Here is a 26419-nt window from a genome sequence, read left to right on the forward strand (position 1 = left end):
AGTAGTAAAAGTTTTTTTTAACCGCAAAGACGCAAGGTTCGCAAAGTTTTTTTTAAAGGTTATGACGCAGATGAAACAGATTCGTTTCACGAAAACGCGGATTTACACTGATTTTAAAAATCCGTTTTTATCAGCGTCTTTGCGATAGTAAATCCGTTTTATCCGTGTCCTTTATATCAACATTAAGATTAAATCATTTTAAACAAAAAAAAACCTGGCAATACAATTGCCAGGTTCATAATGCTCTCCTTCAGGTGAAAACCAAATAACAAATCACCTGAGTTCGAAGCATTTATTCGAAATAAAAATTAGATTAAAAAATAAATAACCAAACTCAATTTTAACCGTTCCAATATTCTATTTCTGTAATTTTCATTCTTCTATACTGATCTTTAGTTTAAAAAGTTCATTACTTTGAATGATTTTTTATTTCCTGCTTTGTCCGTTACAATAACCACAAATAATTGTTTGATAGAAAAATTGTAGTTTTGAAGCAGTACTTCTTTATTATTTTGAACATTTTTATGACTTATCAATGCCTGTCCAATAGTATTGAAAACCTCAACCTGAGCAATATCTCCAGTTTCACTAGAAACAGCTAATGCATCGTTTTTAAAATAAGCTACTGTACTGCTCTTTGTTTCGATTCCTTCAGGCAATGTTCTTGCGGCTGTAAGTCCTGCAAAATAAGCCGCATACGCTTTAGATAATTCAGCTGAATTACCACAAGAAGAAAAATCCCAGTTTACAGACCAAGTCATTAAACCTCGTAAAGAAGGATATGGTCCGCCTGGCTGCATGGTGTAAGTTCTTCCTGAAAAAGTGGTTCCGGTTCTTAAATAATGCATCGCATTAATTCCTTCTGCCGGCGTTATAAAACCACTACCTGCTGCACTTGGACAAGCCGGTAATGCGATAAGAACTTTTGAGGCCGGTAAGCCATCATAACGCATTCCTGTAGTACCAATGTTGTGTCCTTTTATTACCATATCAGTTAGAGCTGTCACCATGTTTGCTCTCTTAGCTGAACCATAGTACTGACCATCTAATCCGTTTTCTCCTCCTGTGTTATACAATTGTACCGCTAACAAATCCAATTCATTACGTAAGTTTTGAATGATTGGCAAGAACGAACCAAAAGTATCATTATAGGTAGAATATCCTCCTTGTACGTATTGTGTTTCCGGAGCCGCAGTTAATAAAAACCCAGGGCCATAGTGCGCTTTTAATTCTTTGAAAGCATCTACTACGTTTTTTAATTTTGGATAAGCAGAAATACCCGCATAAGAAATATCTCTTAAACCTCCTGCACTAAAATTCATCGATCCGCCTTCAAAATCGATATCCACTCCGTCAAATTGATACTCGTCAATGATTGCCTTCAGACCATTAACAAAAATGTTTTTTTGATTTACATTCTCCAAAACAACATGCCCATTTTGACCTCCAATAGAAACAATAACTGGAACGCCACTATCTCTTAAGGATTTTATATCATTTTTCAACAATTGCTTATTGAAAACTCCATTGGTCAAATATCTGGCATCATTTGTAGTTAATACTGGTGTATAACCATCACGGTTAACGGTTTCTACGAAAGCATAGTCCACTACGTTAAACTTACTTCCCACCATTTGAGAAAAATATAAAAATGGAGCAGAACCATTTTCCCAGGAATGTGCGTATCCTAAAATAATTTTACCAGCTGGAAGCGGAATGAATCTATTAGTGCCCACTGGAGCAATTTTAATGGTATTGTTTAATGTAGTTACACCAGATTTATTATCGGTTGCTTTGATTACAACCGGATAGTCCTGATAAGCAGCTGGTGTAAAATTATACGTATAGGTATTATTTGTACCTGCTGTCATATTGAATGTGCCTCCATTTATTGTAATAGTAACACCTGAAACCGATCCGTCACTATCAACAGCTGTAACCGAAATTGGCACAACCTGGAAAGAACTTTGAGTTACAGTAGTATTCGATGGCGAATTCCAGGTAACTACAGGTAAGGTATTTGGGCAGTTTGCACCTGAACAATTTAATGCAAAATTATATGTTTTTGTATCTGTTGTTCCGTTTGATGCAGTAGCCGTAACAGTTAATGTATGACTAAGTGAAAACTGATTTGCTACCGGTGTCCAAATCGCTGTATAAGTTCCCGAAGAATTGGTAGCACTCAAGCTTTGTCCATTTAAACTAAAGGAAACAGATGAGATTGTAGTGGCATCCGCAGCACTTAATCCAACAGTAGCAACAAAATTAATCGCAGACCCTAAATTTATAGCAATCGTCGGAGCTGTTGGTGCTGTAATGGTAACCACTGGTTTAGTCACAACCACCGCTTGTGTATTAAAATTGTAAACTTGCGGTGTCGTTGGCATTGCAAAATTTGCCAAATTATTTGGGTAATAATTAGTTCCATTATTCTCCCATCCATTCAGCTTTAAACTTAAAACTTGTGCATAACCTGCTACAACCGCGTTATCATAAGTGAAATTCCCCTGAGCATCTGAGGTTGCAATAACACTTTTCCATCCGTGTGTATTATCTGTCCAAGGTAAAACCAATTCTATTTTTGCTCCTGAAACAGCAGTAGTGCCATTTTTAACGGTTCCGCTTATTAGATTTGTGCTAACCAAATTTTGTGTAAAATCCAGTGTTTTATCCCCAGAATTCGTCGTTGAAACTGCTGACACAGGAACAAATGTTAGATTTGTTTTGGCAGCCGTTACTTTATAATCAGATCCTGAAGCCAGATTTGCAAAAGAATAAGATCCGTCAGCAGCTGTAGTAGCCGTTAAAGTTGTTGTACCCGAAACAGCCGAAACCAGAGCACCTGAAACCGGAGTTGTTCCGTTTAAAACTTTTCCGTTTATGGCATAAGATGACGTTCTTGCAATAGCACTCGTATTGAAGTTATAAACCTGTGGAGTTGCCGGAACAGCAAAACTAGTCAGATTATTTGGAAAATAATTAACGTCGTTATTTTGCCAAGCATTCAATTTCAAACTCGAAATAGTAGTATATCCGTCTACCACTGAATTGGCAAAGCTATAATTTCCTTGTGCATCTGTAGTCGCCAAAACACTTTTCCATCCGTGTGCATTGTCAGTCCAAGGTAAAATGATTTCTACTTTAGCTCCTGCAACCGGAACTGTACCATTTTTAACGGTTCCGCTAATTTTACTTGTTCCAACATTAAATTCGGTAAAATTTAAAGTTTTATCTGCTATCAAATTAGTATAAACAGTTGAAGCCGGAGTATAGGTTTTACCAGCCGCCGCAGCCGTTATGGTATAATTTCCTCCTGATGGTAAACTAAGACTATAACCGCTCGCAGTAGAAACTGCTGTAACAGTAGCTCCTGTAGAAGTTGCTGTAACAGTTACTCCTAAAGCTGGTGTAGTTCCGTTTAAAATTGTACCACTAACGATATAATATACAATTGGAGAACCTTGCGTAAAGTTCAACGTTTTATTGCTATCTATCACATTATATACTGTCGAAGCTGGTGTATAAGGAAAGCCTGTTTTGGCAGCTGTAACTGTAAAATTAAGTCCCGCGGTTAAACCTGTAATGCTATAAGCTCCCGTCGCATTAGAAACAGCAGTTAAAACAGTCGTACCGGAAGTTGCTGTAACTGTAACTCCCGAAATTGGCGTAGCTGGCGTCGTATTACTTAAAACCGTTCCACTCACAGTATACAAAGGTTGTGTTCCCTGAATCACTACACCAGTTTGGTTAGTCGTTACATTAGTTAAATTAACAGCTATAAAAGTATAAGCTGCCTTTAACGCTGTAAGGCTATAATTTTGACCAGATGTTAAATTATTGAATGTAAAATTCCCCGTTGCTGAAGTTACGGTTTGCAAAACTACATTACTGGCGTTGCGCAATTCAACTGTTACATCAGTCACTAAAGCAGTTCCATTTTTTACAGAGCCCGCAATGCTTACTGTTCCCGGAACAATACTTCCAAAAGAAGTATCTACCTGAGTTAAAAGTGAATTAGGGATAGAGCCTCTGGTATCCTGAGATAATTCCCAAATCATACCACCAGCCAGATTTTTAGATTTGATGTACTGTACTTTTAAGTCCATTGATTGTTTATCTTCATAACTGATAAACTGTTTCAAACTACTGTTGTACAAATAAGGAACTTTGGTCGTGTTATCAAAATACCTTACCCAACCTGCAGCAGCTGCCGTTGGCGTAACTAACATGGTATTTGGATCTAAAAAAGCATGCGAATTGGTAACCGGATTTCCAACCAGACCACAAATTTCGATACTACCGGATTTCTCACAAGCTGCCGGCCCATCCCAGGTTCCTGTTGGATTTTGCGGATTTGTACAGCCTGCAACATTATATCTTGGTGCAGAAACAAATAACCCCGGAAGGTTTGGATTGGTTCCATTATTGGCAACGTTGTCAAATTTTTTGCCGTAAAAAGGCAATCCCATGATTAATTTATTGGCAGGAAAACCAACAACATTCAAATAGATGTTCGTCAACTCATCAAGTGATTCTGACTGAGTTGCACCATATAATGGATCATTCGGGTTTCCGCTTCCATAGAGAGGAGCATTATAACATGTTTTATCATACCAGTTTCCGCCAAAATCATATCCAAAGTAAGTAATGTAATCACAGTACGTTGAAATATCTTCGGTCATTCCAAACTGTGCCCTGTTGTTTGGCCCTAAATATTGTTTAGGCACATTTCGAACATTGTTTCCGGCTGCAATAGTCACTAGTTTATTAGGCATTGCCTGACGCATGGCTTTTAATAAAAGTACCAGGTTTTTGTTGTCATCCGGATGGTATTTTTGTGGAGGAACCGGGATTCCGTTCACAATTTCAGTACCGTCTGTTCCTCCCATAAGAGGATACTCCCAGTCGATATCAAATCCATCAATAAACGGATAAGTGACAATGAAGTTTGCCATATCTGCAGCTAAAGCAGCTCTTGCCACCGGACTTGCGGCAATTGGAGAAAGATCCTGACCTTTAGTCCATCCTCCAACAGAGATTAAAATTTTTAAATGCGGATACTTTTCTTTCAACTTTTTCAAGTCATAAAAATTCCCTTTTACAGGAGCATCCCATGGAATTCCGCCTTCCGTATGCTCATAATCAGCATAGGTATCCAAACATTTTAATTTTGTATTCTCCGGACGGGCAGGGTCAAAAGTTGTCCCGTAAAAAGAATAATTCAAATGGGTTATCTTGCTCCCGTCTATCTTGGGAACATTGAAATCCCGGGCATAAATTGCCCATTGCGCATAATACCCTACTACTTTTTTACCGTGGGCTGGTTGGGCCGACGCAAGCAAGGGAAACAGTAACAAAAAGAGTAATCTGTAATAATGTTTCATAGTTAATAAATATTGGTTAATAGAAAATAAATATTCCAATTACAATACCTTACCCGCCAAAATGCAGCAAATAAATACAATAACCGGGGTTCAATACACCGCGAATAAAAAACATCGCGATACAGTGGATTTTTAATTCATTACTTCTAAAAATAAATATTACTATTACTGATTCTAGCCATAATCGTTAGTGAATAGTAGTGACTGATATTTATTTAATTTTAAAAAAAATTAGTTTAAACACAGAAGATAAATTTGGGATTCATCAATCTAAAATACTTTACTTTTTGTCATGTTTTGTTTTATGCGTCTTATTTGGTTTTTAAATGTTAATACTATTTATGATGGTTATAATTTTATTATGATTCATTGTTTTTAAGTTAGAAAGACAGCCGAAATCACCATAATTATCTCTGCCAGAAGCCTCTGGCAGAGACAATAAATTACTAAATAACGTGGTAAAAAAAACTTACTAAATACTAACTCAAACAAATCTTTAAATTAATTTTTTGAAACTTTCATATACTGATAACTCAACATCAGCGTGGTCTTTACTGTTACATTGCTCAATTAAATTTTTCAGATCCTCTCCTTTTAAAGTTGATTTATTATCTAAAACGAGTAATAATTCCTGCGATGCATCATTCAACTTTTTAGACAAAGGCAAGATGTGCTGTATTAATGGTGCATTAGCACTTAATTCAACCAGTCCTTTGTTAACAGCGATCCATTTGTTTAAAAATGCCGCTACTTTTGCTTTATTATCCGGAGTTTTATTTGCTAGATATTGTGCTACTACAGCATCAAAAGCTAAAGAGTCTTTGGCATCCGGTGTACAGGCATCTGCAAAAAGGGTTAACGGAGAATACATTTGATATTCAGTTCCTCCTTTGTTTCGTTTATACCCTTTTAAAGGTTCGCAAACATTTGTAAAATCTTCTACAAAATTAATGTTCTGATTGTTCGAGATGTTTCTCAGAATCACGTCCTTATTACGAATGTGTGTTATTCCAAGCTCTTCCAATCTGAAAGAAACTACATCAAGACGTTTGCGCATGCTCTCCAAATCTGTAATATCTTCCGCCGACCAAAGTCTTTCAGCGATCGCAGCTGTTCTTGGCCAAAGTCTTGAATCGATTGTTGATGACGATACAAGTTCTGTCCACATTGTTGCTTCACCACCTAATACTCTTGCTTTTTCTTCGGTGGTTAAATTTGCTCCTTTTGGCATTGGATCATTTAAATAATGACTCGCAACCGGATACATTAAATCAACATAATATCCATTGGACATTACTGTTTTATACCCTTTTTTTACTGATTCAATTAAGGACTGACCTGCTACTACTCCTTCATTAGGGCCTCTCCAGGCGTGAATAATCGCATCTTTTGACATATTCTTGGTCAAAATTTCTTCCCAGCCCATTAACTGTTTTCCATGTTTCTTAAGCATCGGAATTAATTTCATGGTGAAATAAGTCTGTAACTCATGATTGGTCGTTAACTGATTTTTCTTTTTGAATTCCTGAATTTTTGGATTTGAATCCCAGTCCTTCCCTTCATTTTCATCTCCACCAATATGAAAATAAGCACCTGGGAATAATGGACAAACCTCATCAAAAAGTTCACTTAATAATTGATATGTTTTAGGATTTGAAGGATCTAATGTTGGCGAAAAAATACCCGCATTTCTTTCAATTCCATAGGTCGCAATTGCTGTTCCCTGAATATTTTTTTCAGAAGTCCCCCCTGTCAGTGTAATCACTTTGCTTCCTATTTCCGGGTAAGCCGTAAGTATTGCAGATGCATGACCAGGAACATCTATTTCCGGAACAATCAAAATACCGCGCTCATCAGCATATTTTACGATATTTTTAATCTCCTCTTGTGTGTAATACATTCCATCCGAAGCTTTTTCAATTAGTTTTGGATGTTTTTTCATTTCAATTCTCCATCCCTGATCGTCTACTAAATGCCAGTGAAGGACATTCATTTTCGTAGCTGCCAAGGCATCAATGTTTCTTTTGATCACGTCTACCGGCTGAAAATGTCTGGCAGCATCGACCATCAAACCTCTCCAGGTAAATCTTGGGAAGTCTGAGATTTTTGATACAGGAAAATAAAATGAGTTGTTATTATTCTGCATTATTTGCAATAAGGTTTCAAGACCGTGCAGCGCTCCTAAATCACTTGTTGCATTTATTGTAATTTTGTTTTGTTTGATATCTAAATGATAGCTTTCGTCTTCGTACAAACCAATTTTTCCGCTCTTGGTGCAATTGATTTGAAGCTCGGCTGTAGGAACTTCATTTAGTTTGGTAATAAATCCTTGTTCGAAAAAAATACCGGTTCTACCATCTAATCGGCGCAAAAAGCGAGTTACTCCTCCAAAAATTCGGGGATTTGGGTTTCCGGTGATGTTTACTTTAAAATTTTTAGTTAAAGCAAAATTGCCATCGCTTAAAACAACACTTTGAGGCCAAGGCATAAGGTTTAGCTGCTCTTTTTGAACCTGAGCACTAGCTGTTACACCTGCTAATAGTAGGACTAATAAATATTTCATTTTTAATGTTTTTGGAAAGATGTTGCCTGAGACAACATTAATAATAAATAAAAGAAACAAAATTCAGAAGGATTTCTATTGAACCCTCACTACTCCTAATGAAATCAATCTGAATTTTGTAATGTAATCCGCTCTCACCCGGATCTTATAATCTAATTTTAATAATCAAAACGTTTAAAAGCTTCAATTGCTTCGTATTCTGCTAATCCTAATTCATCGTATAAAACGGCTGTATTTTTGTTACGGTCTTCGGCTCTCACCCAAAATTCTCTCGAGTCATTACCCTGAAACATTACCCGGTCTTTTTGAGACTGATGGTACAAAATTGCGTGACGTTTTAACAATACTTCTGATGGAGAAAGCGGAACGGCCATATCAATTTCATGAATATCCCATTCGTGCCATGCACCTCGATACAACCATAACCAGCAATCGTCCATGTATTTTTGCGGTTTTAGTTCTTTCATTGCGGCAAAGATGGCATTCAGACAAACTTCGTGTGTTCCGTGCGGGTCAGCCAGATCTCCTGCTGCAAATACCTGATGCGGTTTTATTTGTGCGATGATCTCTTTTACAATAGCGATGTCCTCAGCACCTAATGGATTTTTCTTCACCTGTCCGGTTTCATAAAACGGAAGATCTAAAAAGTGCGTATTCTCATCTTTTAATCCAATGTATCTTGTTGCCGCGTAGGATTCTCTTCTTCGAATGAGTCCTTTTAATTTGCGAACTTGCAAAGAATCAATTTGGTTTTCAGACTTGCTATTCAAGAATTCAATGACAGCTTTAAAATCGATTCCCGAGGCAGAATCACCAAGAAAATCTTTAGCCACTTCGGCAAATTTCAATGCCTCGTCGTCTGTAACGGCTATATTTCCGGAGGTTTGATATACAACATGTACATCGTGACCTTGTTTTATCAGTTTTGAAAAAGTTCCTCCCATAGAAATCACATCATCATCCGGATGTGGACTAAAAAGAATCACTCGTTTTTTTGCCGGATTGGCTCTTTCAGGACGATGCGAATCGTCGGTATTGGGTTTTCCACCCGGCCATCCTGTGATGGTATGCTGCAAGACGTTGAACATATTGATGTTCAAATCATAAGCAGAACCTTCCTGCGCCAAAAGATCAGACATTCCGTTGTTGTTGTAATCTCTGTCGGTTAATTTTAAGATAGATTGTTTTGTTTTTTGGCACAACCAAACAATCGCTTTGCTTTTTAATTCCTGTGTCCAGATGCATTCTCCTACTAACCAAGGCGTTTTGAAACGCGTTAATTCTGATGCTGCTGACTGGTCTAATACAAATGTAGCATTGGCATGATTTTGTAAAAAAGTAGCCGGAACTTCTGAACTGATATCTCCCTGAATAGTTCTCTTGATGATATCGGCTTTGTTTTGTCCCCAGGCCATCAGCACAATTCGCTTTGATCTCATGATAGTAGAAACTCCCATGGTGATCGCTCTTTTAGGAACATTGTCGATCCCATTAAAATCTGAAGAAGCATCGACTCTCGTAATATGATCCAGTGTAATAATTCTGGTTCCGGAGTTGATGTGGGATCCCGGTTCATTGAAACCTACGTGACCCGTACGACCAATTCCTAATAATTGAAAGTCAAGACCTCCTGCATTTTTAATATTCATTTCGTAATCGATGCAGTATTGATTAAGTTCTTCAATGGCAACGGTTCCGTCGGGAATATTTACATTCTCGGGTTTGATATCAATATGATTAAAAAGATGCTGGTGCATGAAATAATGATAGCTCTGATTGTTCTCTTTGCTCATCGGATAATATTCATCCAGATTAAAAGTGATTACATTGCTAAAACTTAAACCTTCTTCTCTGTGCATTCTCACTAATTCTTCATAAACTTTTATAGGAGAAGAACCTGTGGCCAAACCTAATACGCAAGATTTATTCTTTTCTTGTTTAGAGCGGATCAATTGCGCGATTTCCTGTGCTACAATTACCGAAGCTTCTGCAGAGTTCCTGAAAATTTCATTGTGGATTTTTTCAAATCGTGTCTCTTCAAACTTCCCCGCGCTTTTATAGCTGATATCAGGTTTTATTTCTAAAGCACTTTTCATTTCTTTTCTTTTTATAATAATTACAATTTTGGTTTTTGAAATGATATAAGCAACCTTAGTCACTTATACCATTTACTAACCAAACTTAAATTCTTTTAATTCTTGGATTTATTTTTTTAGAAATTTGGAGCATTAACATCCCACCAAAGTCTGGTTCCTCCGTTATCCGGACCACCTAATTTGGCAACACCAGTTTCTACACCTCCTTTATTACCTGCTTTCTCAGCAACAACAAAAGGGAGTCTTCTTACACCAAGTTCTGTAGAAATTGTACCTCCACTATAATTTTTAAGTACTTTAAAAAGTTTAGGATATCCCGTTCTTCTGTAATCAGACCAAGCTTCCTGACCTTCAGGGAAACCGGCAATCCATTTCTGAGTAATAATTTTTTGCAATTTTACTTCATTACTTGCAGCAGCATCCCAGGCAACAGTCACATTATTTAATGGTGCTGCATTATTCTCCGGGAATTTAGGATCAACATAGGCTGCTGCAGTACCCGTATTGTTTGCCGTATAAGCCGCTGCACCGGAAACCCCTCTCTGATCAAATGATGATGCGATTCCTTGTTCATATAGAGATTTTGCATCTCCACCCATATTCCAACCTCTCAAAGCTCCTTCCGCTCTTAAAAAATAAGCCTCTGCCGTAGTCATCAGAGTTATTTCTTTAGTCCTAACAACTGATCCAATTCGGGAAAAATTCTCATGATCACTTTTTGAAGCAATAGCGATACCTGTACGAATCCCTTTATACTGACCTGGAAATTGCTCTGAAGTATCAAAATAAACTGGTAATCTAGGATCATTATATCCTTTTAAAATAGATTCCATATCAGCAGACATCGCAATATCTCCCCATCCTTCACCTGCTTTACCACTTATAGTATTAATTGGATTGGTGTAAACAGGAGATACAATTTTAAATAAATCTGAATTTGCGGTAAAAACTCCAAATTTGTGTGCCACAGCCTTTTCAGCCTGAGTCTTTGCTAAGTCGGGTTTCACTTTTACAATACGCATGGCCAATCTCAAACGCAAGGTATTTGCAAATTTTACCCAAGCTTTGTAGTCACCTTTATAACCAGATATATCAGCTGCTGTAAAAGTACTAACTTCATTATTATCCACTCTTTTAGTTAATTCTGCCACTGCAATATCTAACTCACTAAACATTTGAGTATACACCTCTTCTTGTGAATCATAAGGAATAGTAGTATCCAAAGTACCAAACTTCGAGTAAATAATAGGCCCAAAAATATCGGTTAGCCTATGCATCCCCTCTACTTTTAAAATCAACGACAAGGCGTAAAACTGGTCGTATTTTCCTTTCGCTTTGTTGGCAATATCATTGGCATTATACATTATACTTTTGTAAGCAGTCTCCCAACAAGTACCATTCCAGCCATCTAGAAGATAATAAGTCGTATTATTTAAATTCCCGAAAGGATGAGGAGTCGCCATATAACCGGACCAGACATCACTATTTAATCCTTGCTGTAACTGATATATATCTGGCGGGGTTAAAACCTGGATATTATTAAACATTGGAGAAAACCCCCCTTTAATATGATTAAAATCCTGCTCAAAAAGCTCTGGTGTAATACCATTTGGATTTGTATTTATTTCCTCAAAATTCTCTGTACACGCCACTACTGCAAGCAAAGAAGCACAGATTGTTGTCGCTTTTATTATTTTATTTAGTTTCATCTTTTTAATTTTTTAGAAAGTTACATTTAGATTAAGACCAATACTTCTGGTAGAAGGCAAACCATAAATGTCAACACCTTGTAAACCCTGACCTGTACTTAATGCAATGTTTGGATCAAAAGGAGCATCTTTGTAGATAAAAAATAAGTTTCTGGCGATTAAAGAGATACTGGCTGCCTGAATAAAAGGTAATGCTTTTGGATTAAAATTGTATCCAATTGAAACCTCTCTAACGTTTACATTTGTTGCACTATAAACATACTCTCCACTAATTCCCTGTCTGCCTCCAACTTGTTTGTAATAAGACTCAGCACTCATTGTAGGGACAGCAACACCATCGCTGGCTCTCACACCGTTAATATTAACACCTCCAGCATTTCTGGCATCCCCAGTTGCTTTCGAAACTCCATTAATATCGTTTATTGCTTCTGTTAAACTCATTACATCACCTCCAAAACGACCGTCAATTAATACACTTGCAAAGAAAGATCCAAATTTAAATGAGTTAGAAAGACCTAACATAAAATCAGGATTAGAATTACCTACTTCCTCAAAACCAGTTTTTTGAATAGTACCATCATCGTTTAACAAAGCTCTGCCTTGTGCATCTCTCTTAATATTAATTCCCTCAATAACTCCAAATGGTCTTCCTTCAATTAAAGCATATCTATAACTGTTTACTCCAGCATTTGTAAGATTGATTCTACCCCCTAATTCTGTTGGAATTTCTTTTACTTTATTTCTGTTGTGCGAGTAATTCACAGCTGCATCCCAAGAGAATTTTTCTCCTCTAACGATTCCTGCATTTAACACAACCTCAATACCTTTGTTCTCTATACTACCTGCATTAATTCCATAAAAATCAACCCCTTGTACGTTTCCAATTGGAGCCACAACTTGCAAATACTGATTCTTAGTTTCTGAATGATAGTAAGAAAACTCAAACCCTAATCTATTATTAAACATTCTCCACTCAGTTCCTAACTCGTATTCCGTTTTTAACTCAGGTTTCAAACTTGTACCTGTTTTTGGTGCAACAATTGGATTGTATTTTGCACCGCTTCCTTGTGGATAATAGTTTGTAGGAGACGTTATAAAAGGAGCAACATCATTACCAGCTCTCGCATAAGCTGCACGAACTTTACCATAATTAATAAATTCCGGCAAAGTAGTCATCTCGCTAATAATACCTGTTAAACCAACTGATGGATAAAAATATCCGCCTTCATCTGTATTCACTAAGGTAGACGACCAGTCTTTTCTACCTGTAAGATCTAAGAACAACATATCTTTATATCCAAAAGTAGTAGCGGCAAATATGGATTGAATTTCTTTATTAGATTCAATTAACTGATAATTTTCGGCATTGTTATTAAAATTATGCAAGGTAAACCAGTTTGCATATTGTAAACCTCCACCAACTCCAGAATCCAAAACCGTTCTTTGATTGATCAATGTATTTCTTACACTGGTTCCAATGTTTGCATTGAATGAGAAATCTGAACCGATTTTTGTATTTATCGTTGCGATTAAATCGGCATAACGTTGTGTACTTAAAGAATTTTCATGGTAATATCTACCATTTGCATGAGATAAGGCACCCTGAGTCGTTGCATAAATAAATTTATCAAACTCACTTGAGGCTCTATTATAACTATATCTACTGGCAATACTTAACCAATTAGTTGCTTTATAAGTTAAAGATAAAGATCCATTAAAGAAGTCATTCTTATCTTCTGATTTATTTCTGTTTATTACCCAATATGGATTTTGCATAAAATCTACATTAGACACCCAATTTTGAGCCATTAAATTTCTCGTTGGATTAAAAACTTCATAATTGTCTTTATAAAAATTAAAGTCATTTCCTCTTGGCATTAAATAAACACCAGTAAGCGCATTAAAATAAAGACCATTTACCGGTTTGTTTGCAATTGACTGAGAAGTATAATTTGCATTTGCAGCAAAAGTCAATCTATCTCCAAAAAACTTAGCGGTTTGACGAACCCCAAAATTATTTTTCTTCAAACTATTCCCTGGAGTAATTCCCGTAGAAGAGGTGTTAGCATAAGAAAATGCAGTAGACGAATTTTCATTAGCAGTAGAATACCCTACTGAACTAATTTGAGTAACTCCTGTATTAAAGAAATCTTTAACATGATCATTTGTTTTTTGTTTTGCACCCCAAGTTTCTGCCGCTCCTTTAGCAGCAACATAATCTGATTGAAATTTAGGCAAATAAGCTGCTGTTTCAAAAGTAGTTACTGAAGAAGCCGTAATATTTGCTTTCCCTGTTTTAGCTTTTTTAGAAGATAGCAAAATTACTCCATTTGCTCCCTGACTACCATATAATACAGAAGCAGCTGCACCTTTAAGAACCGTCATTCCATCGTAATCATCAGGATTAACTAAAGAAACAACATCACCACCGTCACGATTACCTCCTGACAAGCTTCCAAATGACTCCGTTGGCTGGCCAGCAGTACCAGGACTCAATATCGGAATACCATCAATAACATATAATGGCTGGCTATTCACAACAGATGAATTTCCACGGATAACTACTTTTGTCGATCCACCAGTACCTCCTGAACTTCTGGTTACTGCAACACCGGCAATTTTACCAGCAATTGTATTGATAACGTTCGCATCTCTTACACGTGTTAACTCTTCTCCTTTAAGTTCCTGAGCTGCATAAGTTAAAGATTTTCTTGTTTTCTTGATACCTAATGAAGTTACAACAACCTCTGTAAGTGCATTCGAGGCTGCTTGTAGCATTTTAACATTAATTGTAGCAGCATCACCTACAACTATTGATTGTGTTTCAAGACCAACATAAGTAAAAACTAAAGTCTGTCCTTTTTGAACTTCAATTGTGTACACTCCGTCAAAATCGGAAGTAGTTCCCTTTTGACCTCCTTGTACCGCAATGGACGCCCCTGGCAATGGCAGTCCATCAGAATCTGTAATCACACCTTTAATATTTTTTACCTGAGCAAGCGAAACTTGCGCCGTAAAAACAATCATAAAGATTAAGAAAATTTTTTTCATGTTAATTTATTTTGTTAGTTATAGGGTAAAATTATTCTTAACGTATTGTTAAAAAAAATAAATTATACAAACGGCATTAAATTTTAAACGAACGACATAAAACAATCAATAATATGCTTTTCGAAAACGTTTTCTAATCAATATCTACTAATATTTTACAAGAAAATAATAATTTACCATAAAAAAATACCCTTTTTTCGCATAATCGTTTAACAATCATTAACAATTCGATACCATTTATGATTAAACCATACTAAATATTACACAAACCGTTTTACGAAAACGTTATCAGATTTAAATACATCAACATATCGCTATATTTTAAAATTTTATGTAAAAGAATTGCGTTTTAATAACTAATTGTTTAAAGTTGCACATTAATTACAAACCCGAGAATCAATTCCCATAAACTGCTAAATAAAAGTTGAACGAGATACGAAAATTAAAATTTGACATAAAACTTAAAAACCATGTTTGGTTTTGGGGCAGCTATTTCACTCTTAACTTTTTAAGATGGGGCGCCTACTTTAATGATTATCCTTATTCGTTCAAATCAAACCTGATAGAATTCTCTTTACACATTCCATTAGTCTATTTCAATTTATTTGTACTGGTGCCGCGTTATGTTCTAAAGCAAAAATACATTCAGTATACTTTCTTGATGGTTATAAGCCTATTGGCTGTCTATTTAATAAAGACCGGTCTCACCTATTATATTATATCTGAAAATATTTGGCCGGAAGCCAACCGCGAATATCATTCTTTTGACATCAACCACGTACTCGCAGTTTGCATTGGTGAATTATATGTTGTTGCAATGGCATCTTCTGTCTACCTTACATTAACCTGGCTGAGAGAAAGGGAAAGAAACCGATCTCTAAGGGAAAATCAGTTTAGAATAAAGCTAAAATATCTTGAAAATCAGATTCAGCCGCACTTCTTTTTCAATACCCTGAATAACTTATATGCTTTATCACTCGAATCTTCAAATAAAGTCCCTGATGTAATTATAAAACTGTCAAATCTAATGGAATATGTTTTATATGATGTAAAAGGAACCAAATCTGTTCCTTTGATTAAAGAAATTAATTACATCCAAAATTATATCGAAATCGAGAAGCTACGCTTTGAAAATGTAGAAGTTACAATCAATTTAGAATCAAATATAGAGGATATTGTGGTACCTCCGCTACTCTTCATTTCATTGGTCGAAAATGCCTTTAAACACGGTGGAGTCAACAATAATAACCTAAAAATTAAAATCAATTGTAAAGTTATTGACAATAAAATGTTAGACTTTGAAATCTTAAATAATTTTGTAATTTCACAAAATATTAACGCGAAAGGCGGAATTGGTCTGGCTAATACCAAAAAGAGATTAAAACTGATTTACAAAAATGACTTCAGTCTAAAAAATACAACTAAATTAAATTACTATATAATCCGTTTGCAAATACCTCTTGATAATGAAAATTAAATGCGTGTTGATTGACGATGAGCCTTTGGCAATCAAAGTCCTGCAAAATTATTTTACCAATTTTACAGATTTTGAGGTAATTGGTACATTCAATAATTCTCTGGAAGCGCTTGATTTTATAAACAGTACTACTGTCGATGCTGTATTCTTAGACATTAACATGCCTATGATGACAGGATTCGAACTTATTAGCCTGATCGAAAACAAAACCAAAGTTATCATTACAACTGCCTTTAGAGAATTTGCCGCAGAAAGCTATGATCTTGACGTTCTGGATTACTTAGTAAAACCTATTCCGCTTCCAAGGTTTATAAAATGCATCAATAAAATTACTACTGAATACAATTTAAAAAACAATATTAAAGTCGAAACCACTAAGGGTGACTCTCATATTTTTATCAAAGTAGATAAGAAAATGATGAAAATTAATATTGAAGAAATTTTATTTGTTGAAGGAATGAAGGAATACATAAAAGTGGTGACTTCAGACAAAACCTACATCACGCACAAATCTTTAACCTCATTGTCTGAGGAATTACCTGCCGACCGATTCTTGCGCATTCACAAATCCTATGTAATTGCACTGAATAAAGTAAAATCAATAGAAGGCAATCGTATTCAGATACAATCTTACACTATTCCAATTGGAAGAAATTACAGCAAAGAAGTAAAAAACAAAATACTGGAATAAACTCAGCTTCCTAAATCGATTTTCTAACTCGGTAAAAATTAACACATTGTTGAAAAAATCAAACCGTTGGTTTAAATTTAACATTATTTGTGGCTTTTTATTTTTTTTTGAAACACTTAACAAATATATTTACGGTCTTCAAAAAACAATAAAATAAAAAATTAACCTCTTAAATTATGAGTTCAGAAAATGTTCAAACCAAATGGGGACAGTTTATCTCGTTGATAATTGTTTTCTTCTTTTGGGGTTTTGTTGGTTCGGCCAATGATATCCTGATTCCTGTTTTCAAGAAAGTATTCACCTTATCACAAGTACAATCGCAATTAGTAGCCTGGGCCTTTTATGCTGCTTACTTCGTAGGATCATTGATTTTCTTTCTGGTATCCTTAAAATTAGATGTTTTACAAAAATTTGGATACAAAAAAACACTTTCTGCCGGTTTACTTTTATCCGCAGTTGGGTCATTTTTATTCGTTCCGGCTGCAACAATGCAAAGTTTCCCTTTCTTCTTAACAGCTTTATTTACAGTAGGACTAGGTTTCTCAATCCAGCAAATTGTAGCAAATCCCCTAGCAATTAAAATGGGAAGCCCGGCAACAGGCGCTCACCGTTTGACTTTAGCAGGAGGAATCAACTCTTTCGGAACTACAATTGGTGCTATTTTACTTGGAATCGCTCTATTCGGAATGGGAGACAACAAAAAAACAGATTTATCATTAGAAGACATTAAATTACCTTTCATTATTCTTGGACTTGCTTTTATTGTAGTCGCTATTTTCATGAACTTCTCAAAAATTGAAGATCCAGCAAAAGAAGACGAAGAGGAAGTTAAAGTAGCACACGAAAAATTCAATATATTAGACTATCCTCAGCTCTATTTAGGAATGTTAGGTATTTTTATATATGTTGGTACAGAAGTAACAATTATCAGTAACCTTCCTGCTTTATTACATACTGCCGAATTTGGCAACGTACTTGAGCATGCTATCGCTCCATTTATTGCCCTTTATTGGGGAAGCTTAATGATTGGTCGCTGGAATGGCGGAGTTAACGTTTTCAATACTTCTACCCTAGTAAACACAGCACTTAAATTTATAGTACCGGCTCTGGCATTTGGAGTAATTATTGGAGCTAACATTTTTGCTGCACATGATGTTTCTTCATTCTACATCTACCCAATTTGGATCTTATTGTTCATCGCGGTGAGTTTTGTTGGAGGCAAAAATGCCGGAAAAACATTAATGCTTTTCGGAATATCTGGTGTATTAATGATGTTTGCCGGATTAGTTTACCCGGATCCTCAAATTGCCAAATTCTTCTTCATTTCCGGAGGCTTGTTCTTATCTATCATGTGGCCGTCTATCTTTGATTTAGCGATTGCCGGTTTAGGAAAAAACACTGGAAAAGCGTCTTCATTCTTAATCATGATGATTCTTGGAGGAGGAATTATTCCTTTAATTCAAGGCAGTATCTGTGATATCGACCTTACAAGTCCAAACGGAATTTTCGGAATTACATGGACACATTTCTCTTATATCGTTCCTCTTCTTGGTTTTGCTTACTTAGGATTTTACGGATTCTATTGCCCTAAGATCTTAAAAAGACAAGGAATCAACCATGTTGAAGGTGGTGGCGGTGGTCACTAAACATAATTTAAAATTTTAAATTCCAAATATCAAATTCCAAACCTTTAAGCGCTTCGAATCTGGAATTTGATATTTGTTTTTTTTTACACCAATAATTACAACAAACCCGACAGATTTTAATAAAAACCTGTCGGGTTTATATAAAAAAAAGCCATTTTTCAATTGAAAAATGGCTTTTTTAATTTTATAACTAAGGACTACTTGTTTCCTTTTTCAAAATCAGCTACAAATTGAGCCAATCCGATATCTGTTAATGGGTGTTTCAATAATCCGTAAATCGCAGAAAGAGGTCCTGTCATTACATCAGCACCAATTTTAGCACAGTTTACAATGTGCATCGTGTGACGTACAGAAGCTGCTAAAATTTGAGTTTCGTAACCATAATTATCATATACTAATCTAATCTCTTCTATCAGATTCAATCCATCAGTCGAAACATCGTCTAAACGACCAACAAACGGAGACACATAAGTTGCTCCTGCTTTTGCAGCCAAAATAGCCTGTCCTACTGAAAACACAAGCGTTACATTTGTTTTAATTCCCTTATCAGAGAAATATTTTGCAGCCATAACACCTTCTTTTGTCATAGGCAATTTTACCACGATTTGATCATGTAATTCAGCCAGCTCCTCACCTTCCTTAATCATTCCGTCAAAATCAAGCGCATTAACTTCAGCACTTACATCTCCTTCAACCAAATTACAAATGTCAACATAATGCTTTAAAATGTTGTCTTTTCCAGTAATTCCTTCTTTAGCCATCAAAGATGGGTTAGTCGTTACACCATCCAAAACTCCTAAAGCCTGTGCTTCTTTAATCTGAGCTAAATTAGCTGTGTCAATAAAAAATTTCATAATCTATTTATATTTAATTGTGTGTTTAAAAATTTAGCGCAAAATTACAACTTAGAATCTAAACTTAGCACCAATAGCCAAATCAATTCTCCATAAATTTTCTAATTCTTCTTTATCAAGCTTTTCAGTATATGTCGTGCCATCTGCATACGTATACTTTAGTTTTTTCAAAACACCACCAACAAAACTAACCTGTGGCCCCAACAAAAAATGAGGTGTTATTCTAAAATGATACCCCATCCCCCCAATCATACCAAAATTTGAACCCGTTATTTTTACCGGATTACCAGCTACACCTGCCTTGTTTTGATAGGCCATATACCCCAAAGCTAACTCTAAATTAGCTTCACCAACTCTTGCGTGTCGATCTTCAGTAATTATGAAAGAAGGCCCAATAAACGAGATTGTTATATCATCACTGAAATTTCCTTTTACTGTCATTTCATTACCCACCGTAATTTGTTGATTGTAAATTGTTCCAGACGACTTATAAACATTGTATTTCAAACCAAATCCATTCTTTTTATCCGTAATATAATAAGCACTTACATCATAACTTAATCCAGATTTTAATTTTTTTAAATATTTTTTCTGTTCTGAATTCAAACCATCTGGCGATGAACCTACTCTAAAACTTTGTCCAACATTCGCTGTTACTAAAAATCTTGAAGTTTTAGAATTATCCGAATAAGACGAACCATAAACTACAGCATCATTATTAATGGCATTAGAACCTGCTGCTAACCGAACAGTATCTTTAGTAATCTTAACAATATCATAATCCGGAGTATTTTCAACTCTCAATAAATCTGCAGCAATTCGATGACAACTACTTCCAAATGTACTCGGATACAAATGTTCTGTAATTAACAATGCATTAGCACCGCTTTTACGAGCTTCAGTTTTTGCTTTTTCAAGTACAGTATTTAAATCGCAATTGATTGTAAAACCAGTATCTCCAATTTTAGTAGATCCGATTTTACTATATACCGCGGGAAGTTCTGATTTGGCATTAAAAATGACAATTTTCTCAACTTCATTTAATTTTTCATGTTTTTCAGAAACAGAAGTTCTTATTTTTGGAGAGCAAGAGCAAAAGGCAATCGTAACAAAAAGCAAAAGGTATTTCATTTTAAGATTCAGTAATTTATAATTTATAATGATTCATCAGCATTTTTTCATAAACTTTATCCGGTAGTGCACGCTTTAAAACAATTGAAAATTTCTGCATAAAAGCACCTACTTTGTAATGTACATTTGGCTTTTTTTGCTGTATGATTTTATAAACCGCTTCGGCCATTTCATTTGGATTCCCTCCCGCATCAACATGCTCATTCATAGTAGAAAGAATATCACCGTATACTTTTTCATAAGCCGAACCTTTTAGCACCGGTGCATGATAGCGACCCGCTGCAATATTGGTTGCAAAATCTCCCGGTGCCACATTTGTAATCTCAATTCCAAATGCCTTCACTTCCATACGCAAAGCCTCTGTGATTAACTCCAAAGCTCCTTTTGAAGCCGAATATACACTACGATATGGCAATCCCATATAGCCGGCAATTGAAGTGATATTAATAATCAAACCTGATTTCTGCTCTCTCATTTGAGGCAAAACAGCTTTCATAACTTCGATTGGTCCGAAGAAATTGGTTTCAAAATTGTTTTTGATTTCCTCAGTCGGAATTTCTTCCAGAGGCCCGGTAATTCCAACACCTGCATTATTAATAACAACATCCAGTCTTCCCGAAGCAGCAATAACCTCTGCTACTGCCGATTTTATAGAATCTGCATTACGGACATCCAAAGCAACTAATGGAAAAATTGAATTCAGTACCTTTTCAGGATTTCGGCTTGTTCCGTACACAACGAAACCTTTTTGATGCAAGAACTCTCCAATTGATTTTCCAATCCCTGAAGATCCTCCGGTAATTAAAACAACTTTACTCATTGTAAGTTTTATGTTAGATGTGAAATGTTATTTGTGAAATGTTGTCTGTAAAATGAAACATACTTAACGCAGACTTTTAATTATGATTGTTAAATGTACTTGTTTATGAATAGAATTTCTGCAATATAAAAATCTTCTTCCCTAAAACATCTTACATCTTACAAGCAACATTTTACATTTCACAAAAAGGTCAAAAATAAAAAAATCCTCCATATGGAAGACTACTTTTAAATTAATTCTAAAAAAAAATCCCGAAACATCGGGACTACAAAAAAAAAAAAAAAAAAAAATGGCAAGCGACCTACATCGCACCGCTCAACCACGTACCCTTGCTATGTTCCCATCCTGGGGGAGTCTGCAGGAGCTGGTCGTGTAGGACTTGCCGGTGCAAATATACAATCTTTTTATATTTTTGCAAGACCTTTGTTGCTATAAAAATATCATCGTATATTGGCTTATTCAAATTTTAAACTATGAAAAAATATAACTTCCTAACTGTCATTTTATTAGGAATCACATTAATTGGATGTGGAGATACAAAAAAAGGTGAAAATTCTTTATTCAACATCGATGATTCAGCTTTTCCGGCTCATTTTTTGCCTCAGGAAGCAATTTCTATCGGTATTTTGAACCCAAATTCGAAAGAAATTGACAGCATTACCTACTTCATAAACGATAAAAAAGTGGGAAGCACTAAAGGGACCGAAAAATTCAAATTTGAATTAAAAGATCAAAAATTAGGGTACCAATATTTAAAAGCGACCGTTTATTTCGGATCAGACTCCTCCGATGCTACTAAACGTGTTGAACTGGTTTCTAATATCGAACCTAAATTATTAAAATACAAAATAGTCAACACCTATCCACACGACAAACAATCCTTTACTGAAGGATTAGAATTCTATAAAGACACTTTATACGAGAGTACCGGACTGGAAGGAGCTTCTTACTTAAGAAAATACGATTATAAAACCGGTAAAATTTTCAAACAAATCGATTTAGACAAAAAGTACTTTGGTGAAGGGATTACTTTCATCAATGGCAAATTATTTCAATTAACCTATCAAAACAAAACAGGTTTTATCTATAATGCCAACACTTTAAAATTGGAGAAAACTTTTGCTTACGAAAAAGATATCGAAGGTTGGGGAATGACCAATGACGGAAAATACATCTACCAAACTGATAAAACAGAAAAAATTTGGAAAATGGATCCTGCAACTCAAAAAATGATTGACTACATCAACGTTTACTCCGGAACTTCAAAAATTAAAGCAATTAATGAGCTGGAATGGATTAACGGAAAAATCTACACCAATGTATGGTTTAAAGATGCTATTGCTGTCGTAAACCCTACTTCCGGAGCCGTTGAAGGAATTCTGGACATGTCTGGATTGCGCAAACTCATGAGTGACGTCACCAAAGATGATGTTTTAAACGGAATCGCTTACAATCCAAAAACCAAAACTATTTTTGTTACAGGTAAAAACTGGAGCAAAATGTTCGAGATAACAGTTTCAGAATAAGACAATAAGAACAAATTTTCAAACACAGATTTCACGAATTTCACTAATCTATTGCGTGATAATTGTGAAATTTGTGCTTTTTACTTTATACCTCAAAATAATGACAACTTTAATTACCAACATAAAAGAATTACTTCAGGTCCGCGAAACTTCAATAGCTAAGGTATCGGGAGCAGAAATGGCAGTACTTCCAACTTTAAAAAATGCGTATTTAATTTTAAAAGACAATCTCATTGACGATTTTGGTCTGATGGAAAATCTCCCTGAAATCAATGCAGCGCTAACAATTGATGCAACAGGACGAATTGTAATGCCTACATGGTGCGACAGTCATACGCACATTGTATATGCAGGAAATCGCGAACAGGAATTTGTAGACCGAATTAACGGTTTTTCGTATGAAGAAATTGCAAATCGTGGTGGAGGAATTCTAAATTCAGCTAAAAAACTCAATGAAACCTCAGAAGAAGAGATCTACGAACAATCAAAACTTCGTTTAGAAGAAGTCATGCATTTAGGAACAGGAGCAGTAGAAATAAAATCTGGTTATGGACTTACGATCGAAGGCGAACTGAAAATGCTTCGCGTAATTCAGAAACTAGCCCAAAATTATCCTATTGCCATAAAAGCAACTTTTTTGGGTGCACATGCTTTTCCATTACATTACAAAGAAAACAAAGCAGGTTACATCGATGAAATTATCACCAAAATGTTACCTGAAATTGCCCAAAATAAGCTGGCTGATTACGTGGATGCCTTTTGCGAAACCGGATATTTCTCTGTCGAAGAAACCGAAAAAATTATGGAAGCAGGAATACAATTCGGCCTGAAACCTAAAATTCATGTCAACCAGTTCAATTCTATTGGCGGTATACAAGCAGGAATCAAATACAAAGCCCTTTCTGTCGATCATCTCGAAATTATGAACCCCGAAGATATTGAAGCTTTAAAAAACACAGAAACAATGCCAGTTGCACTGCCATCCTGTTCCTACTTTTTAAGTATTCCTTATACTCCGGCTCGTGAAATGATTAAAGCAGGTTTACCAATTGCTTTGGCAACCGATTTTAATCCTGGTTCTACTCCATCCGGAAATATGAATTTTGTAGTTGCAACAGCCTGTATCAAGATGAAGATGACTCCGGAAGAAGCTATAAATGCTGCCACCATAAATGGCGCTTATGCGATGGACCTTTCTGAAACGCATGGAAGCATTACTAAATGCAAAAAAGCTAACTTAATTCTAACAAAACCTATTTCATCTTACTATCAGATTCCATACGCTTTTGGCAGTAATTTAATCGAAAGTGTTTTTCTTGAAGGAAAAATTATTAAATAGAAAGCATAAAAAAAAGGTCTGTGATTTCTCACAGACCTTTTTTTAGTGGTATTTGCCTTAAACGACGTGGTATTATCTTAAGCTGAAACTAGTTTTAGAAACTAATTCATCATTATCAAAAACATTAATAAAGTAAGTACCTTTCTCAAAATCCTTACCAATTAAATCTTCTGAAACGTTTACTGTTTTGTTTTCATATCTTACGGTAGTTTTAAAGCTATACGTCAAAGTATTATCTCCAAAACTTTCTGTTTTCTTCTCTCCTAAAACATTGTTTTTAGAATCGATAACTTGTACATAATACGTTTTATCTCCAGATTTAGCGATTTGATTCTCAGCAATTGTAAAACTTACTTTCAAAACATCAGCGCGACTCGCTTTATCTGTTTCGATTTGTTTACCTGAACCTTTTACTTTGTAAGCGATTGTTTTTGTATTCAATACTGACAATTTAGCTCCTTTTTCAACTGTTTTTGCCAATTCTTCGTTTTGACCAACTAAAACCTCATTGTACTTCTTAGATTCTCCTAAAACTACAATTGTACTGTCTCTTTGAACTGTTAAAACACCATTTTGTTTTTTCAACTCATCGTTTTCAGCAACCAAAGTTTTCATTTTACCTTGCATTGCCTGAACTTGTGATCTGTATTTAGATACATCTCCTTTAGATTTATTTAAATCATCCATTAGAGCTACTACTTTATCTCTTTCCTGAATTAACTCATCAGACATTGAAGTATTTTCAGCAATTGCAGCATCATAAGTTGATTTCAATTCCTGTAAATCTTTCATAACAGATTCTTTCTCTGTCATCGTCGTTGTAAGTTCAGTTTTAACTACATCTGTATCAGATGATAATTTAAAAATATACACTAAGCTACCAATCAGTAGGACTGCTAAAACTGCGATTACCGCTTTTAGACTTGAGTTGTTGTTCTTTGGGTTTTCCATATTTAAAAAAATTTTCTTTAAAACAAATTTAAGAATTAATATAAAGGTAATAACGTAAGTTACCACAATTATATTATTTTTGAAAAATATTTTTTTTTCATGGAGAAACTAATTCCTTTTACTGTTAACGATTTGGCAAAAATCACCAATCATCGAAGTGGTGAAATAAAATTCGGAGAAAAAATGGTCATCATTCCTAAAGGAGCTGATAAGATCAATTTTCTAAAAGAAAGCGAGACCAAATATGTGCTTTTTGGGATTCCTGAAGATATTGGCGTACGTGCCAATTACGGCAGACCCGGAGCTGCATCGGCATGGGAAAGTGCTATAAAAAGCATTGCAAACATTCAGCACAATCGTTTCTCTAAAGGAAGTCAGATTTTGGTTTTAGGACAATTGGATGTCGCTCAGGAAATGCGTGATGTTGAAAATCTTGATTTCAATGATATCGACGACAGGTCCAAACTAAGTCAGTTAGTAGAAAAAATAGACAAAGAAGTTTCGCATATTATCTTTACGATTATAAAAGCAGGAAAAATACCAATCATTATTGGGGGCGGACACAATAATGCTTACGGAAATATAAAAGGATCAGCTTTAGCCAAAGGAAAACCAATCAATGCTATTAATTTTGATGCACATTCTGACTTCAGAATTCTTGAAGGCCGTCACAGTGGCAATGGTTTCTCCTATGCGTACGAAGAGGGTTTCTTAAAAAAGTACTTCATTTTTGGTCTGCACGAAAACTATACTTCTAAAAGTGTTTTAGACATCATCAAAAAACTTGAAGACCGAGTTCGTTACAACACCTATGATAGTGTGAACATACGCAAGGAAAAGGATTTTGACAGAGAAATGGCATTGGCTTTAGAGTTTATCAGGACAGACTCTTTCGGGATCGAAATCGACCTGGATGCTATTCCTAATATTGCGAGCAGCGCCATGACAATCAGTGGTTTTTCGGTAGAAGAATTACGTCAGTTTATCTCCTTTTTCGGACAACATAAAAATGCCACTTATCTGCATATTTGTGAAGGTGCTCCCGATTTAGCCGATTCTCCAAATAACAACCTAATCGGCAAGCTTATAGGATATTTAGTAACTGATTTCATTAAAGCCAATAACGAAAAAATCTAGTCCCTACAAAAAGTTCTGGTATTGAAAATTAAGGCATTTACCAA

At 35.4% G+C, this 26419-nt stretch carries 15 protein-coding genes and 1 other RNA gene; 6 read left to right on the plus strand and 10 right to left on the minus strand.

Annotated features, from left to right (window positions below):
• Positions 1-392: 392 nt before the first annotated feature.
• The 5 genes from chiA to OGZ34_RS19455 form a co-directional block, all read right to left on the minus strand.
• Positions 393-5384, minus strand: a complete 4992-nt coding sequence (gene chiA, locus OGZ34_RS19435) for a T9SS-translocated chitinase ChiA (protein WP_263361417.1) — start codon at positions 5382-5384, stop codon at positions 393-395.
• A gap of 496 nt (positions 5385-5880) precedes the next feature.
• Complete coding sequence (locus OGZ34_RS19440) at positions 5881-7947, minus strand: beta-N-acetylhexosaminidase (protein WP_263361418.1); 2067 nt, start codon at positions 7945-7947, stop codon at positions 5881-5883.
• A 158-nt stretch (positions 7948-8105) separates the two neighbouring features.
• Positions 8106-10043 (minus strand): glucosamine-6-phosphate deaminase, encoded by a 1938-nt coding sequence (nagB, locus tag OGZ34_RS19445; RefSeq protein ID WP_263361419.1) that lies wholly within the window; start codon positions 10041-10043, stop codon positions 8106-8108.
• A gap of 116 nt (positions 10044-10159) precedes the next feature.
• Positions 10160-11752 (minus strand): RagB/SusD family nutrient uptake outer membrane protein, encoded by a 1593-nt coding sequence (locus OGZ34_RS19450; RefSeq protein WP_263361420.1) that lies wholly within the window; start codon positions 11750-11752, stop codon positions 10160-10162.
• A 12-nt stretch (positions 11753-11764) separates the two neighbouring features.
• Complete coding sequence (locus OGZ34_RS19455) at positions 11765-14803, minus strand: SusC/RagA family TonB-linked outer membrane protein (RefSeq protein WP_263361421.1); 3039 nt, start codon at positions 14801-14803, stop codon at positions 11765-11767.
• A 424-nt stretch (positions 14804-15227) separates the two neighbouring features.
• Between OGZ34_RS19455 and OGZ34_RS19460 the strand changes: the two genes are divergently transcribed.
• The 3 genes from OGZ34_RS19460 (at position 15228) to OGZ34_RS19470 (ending at position 18617) form a co-directional block, all read left to right on the plus strand.
• Complete coding sequence (locus OGZ34_RS19460; protein WP_173968021.1) at positions 15228-16280, plus strand: sensor histidine kinase; 1053 nt, start codon at positions 15228-15230, stop codon at positions 16278-16280.
• Positions 16270-16971 carry a LytR/AlgR family response regulator transcription factor gene (locus OGZ34_RS19465; protein WP_173968022.1) on the plus strand — a complete coding sequence of 234 codons (702 nt, stop codon included), beginning with the start codon at positions 16270-16272 and terminating at the stop codon, positions 16969-16971. The genes OGZ34_RS19460 and OGZ34_RS19465 overlap by 11 nt, the downstream gene beginning before the upstream one ends.
• 176 nt (positions 16972-17147) lie before the next feature.
• The gene (locus OGZ34_RS19470) at positions 17148-18617 is read left to right on the plus strand and encodes an MFS transporter (RefSeq protein ID WP_173968023.1); all 1470 of its coding nucleotides are present in this window, start codon (positions 17148-17150) and stop codon (positions 18615-18617) included.
• A gap of 197 nt (positions 18618-18814) precedes the next feature.
• Here the strand turns inward: OGZ34_RS19470 and fsa are convergent, their stop codons facing one another.
• The 4 genes from fsa to ffs form a co-directional block, all read right to left on the minus strand.
• On the minus strand, positions 18815-19471 hold the full coding sequence (fsa, locus tag OGZ34_RS19475; RefSeq protein ID WP_173968024.1) for a fructose-6-phosphate aldolase: 657 nt from the start codon (positions 19469-19471) through the stop codon (positions 18815-18817).
• A gap of 51 nt (positions 19472-19522) precedes the next feature.
• Entirely contained in the window at positions 19523-20602 is a 1080-nt protein-coding gene (locus OGZ34_RS19480; protein WP_263361422.1) for a hypothetical protein, read from the minus strand.
• A 16-nt stretch (positions 20603-20618) separates the two neighbouring features.
• Entirely contained in the window at positions 20619-21422 is an 804-nt protein-coding gene (locus OGZ34_RS19485) for an SDR family oxidoreductase (protein WP_173968026.1), read from the minus strand.
• A gap of 287 nt (positions 21423-21709) precedes the next feature.
• Positions 21710-21807: signal recognition particle sRNA small type (gene ffs, locus OGZ34_RS19490), an RNA gene on the minus strand.
• 88 nt (positions 21808-21895) lie between these two features.
• On the opposite strand from ffs, the gene OGZ34_RS19495 reads away from it, so the two are divergent.
• Both OGZ34_RS19495 and hutI read left to right on the plus strand, forming a co-directional pair.
• Positions 21896-22948: a glutaminyl-peptide cyclotransferase gene (locus OGZ34_RS19495; protein ID WP_263361424.1), complete on the plus strand. Its 1053-nt coding sequence runs from the start codon at positions 21896-21898 to the stop codon at positions 22946-22948.
• A 100-nt stretch (positions 22949-23048) separates the two neighbouring features.
• The gene (hutI, locus tag OGZ34_RS19500) at positions 23049-24287 is read left to right on the plus strand and encodes an imidazolonepropionase (protein ID WP_263361425.1); all 1239 of its coding nucleotides are present in this window, start codon (positions 23049-23051) and stop codon (positions 24285-24287) included.
• A gap of 72 nt (positions 24288-24359) precedes the next feature.
• Here hutI and OGZ34_RS19505 read toward each other — a convergent pair whose 3' ends face one another.
• Complete coding sequence (locus OGZ34_RS19505; protein WP_173968029.1) at positions 24360-25238, minus strand: hypothetical protein; 879 nt, start codon at positions 25236-25238, stop codon at positions 24360-24362.
• Between the two features lie 99 nt (positions 25239-25337).
• Here OGZ34_RS19505 and OGZ34_RS19510 point away from each other — a divergent pair, with 99 nt between their 5' ends.
• Positions 25338-26375, plus strand: a complete 1038-nt coding sequence (locus tag OGZ34_RS19510; protein ID WP_173968030.1) for a formimidoylglutamase — start codon at positions 25338-25340, stop codon at positions 26373-26375.
• Positions 26376-26419: the final 44 nt, after the last annotated feature.

The sequence above is a fragment of the Flavobacterium collinsii genome, assembly GCF_946903285.1.
In the GTDB taxonomy this organism is placed as follows: domain Bacteria; phylum Bacteroidota; class Bacteroidia; order Flavobacteriales; family Flavobacteriaceae; genus Flavobacterium; species Flavobacterium collinsii.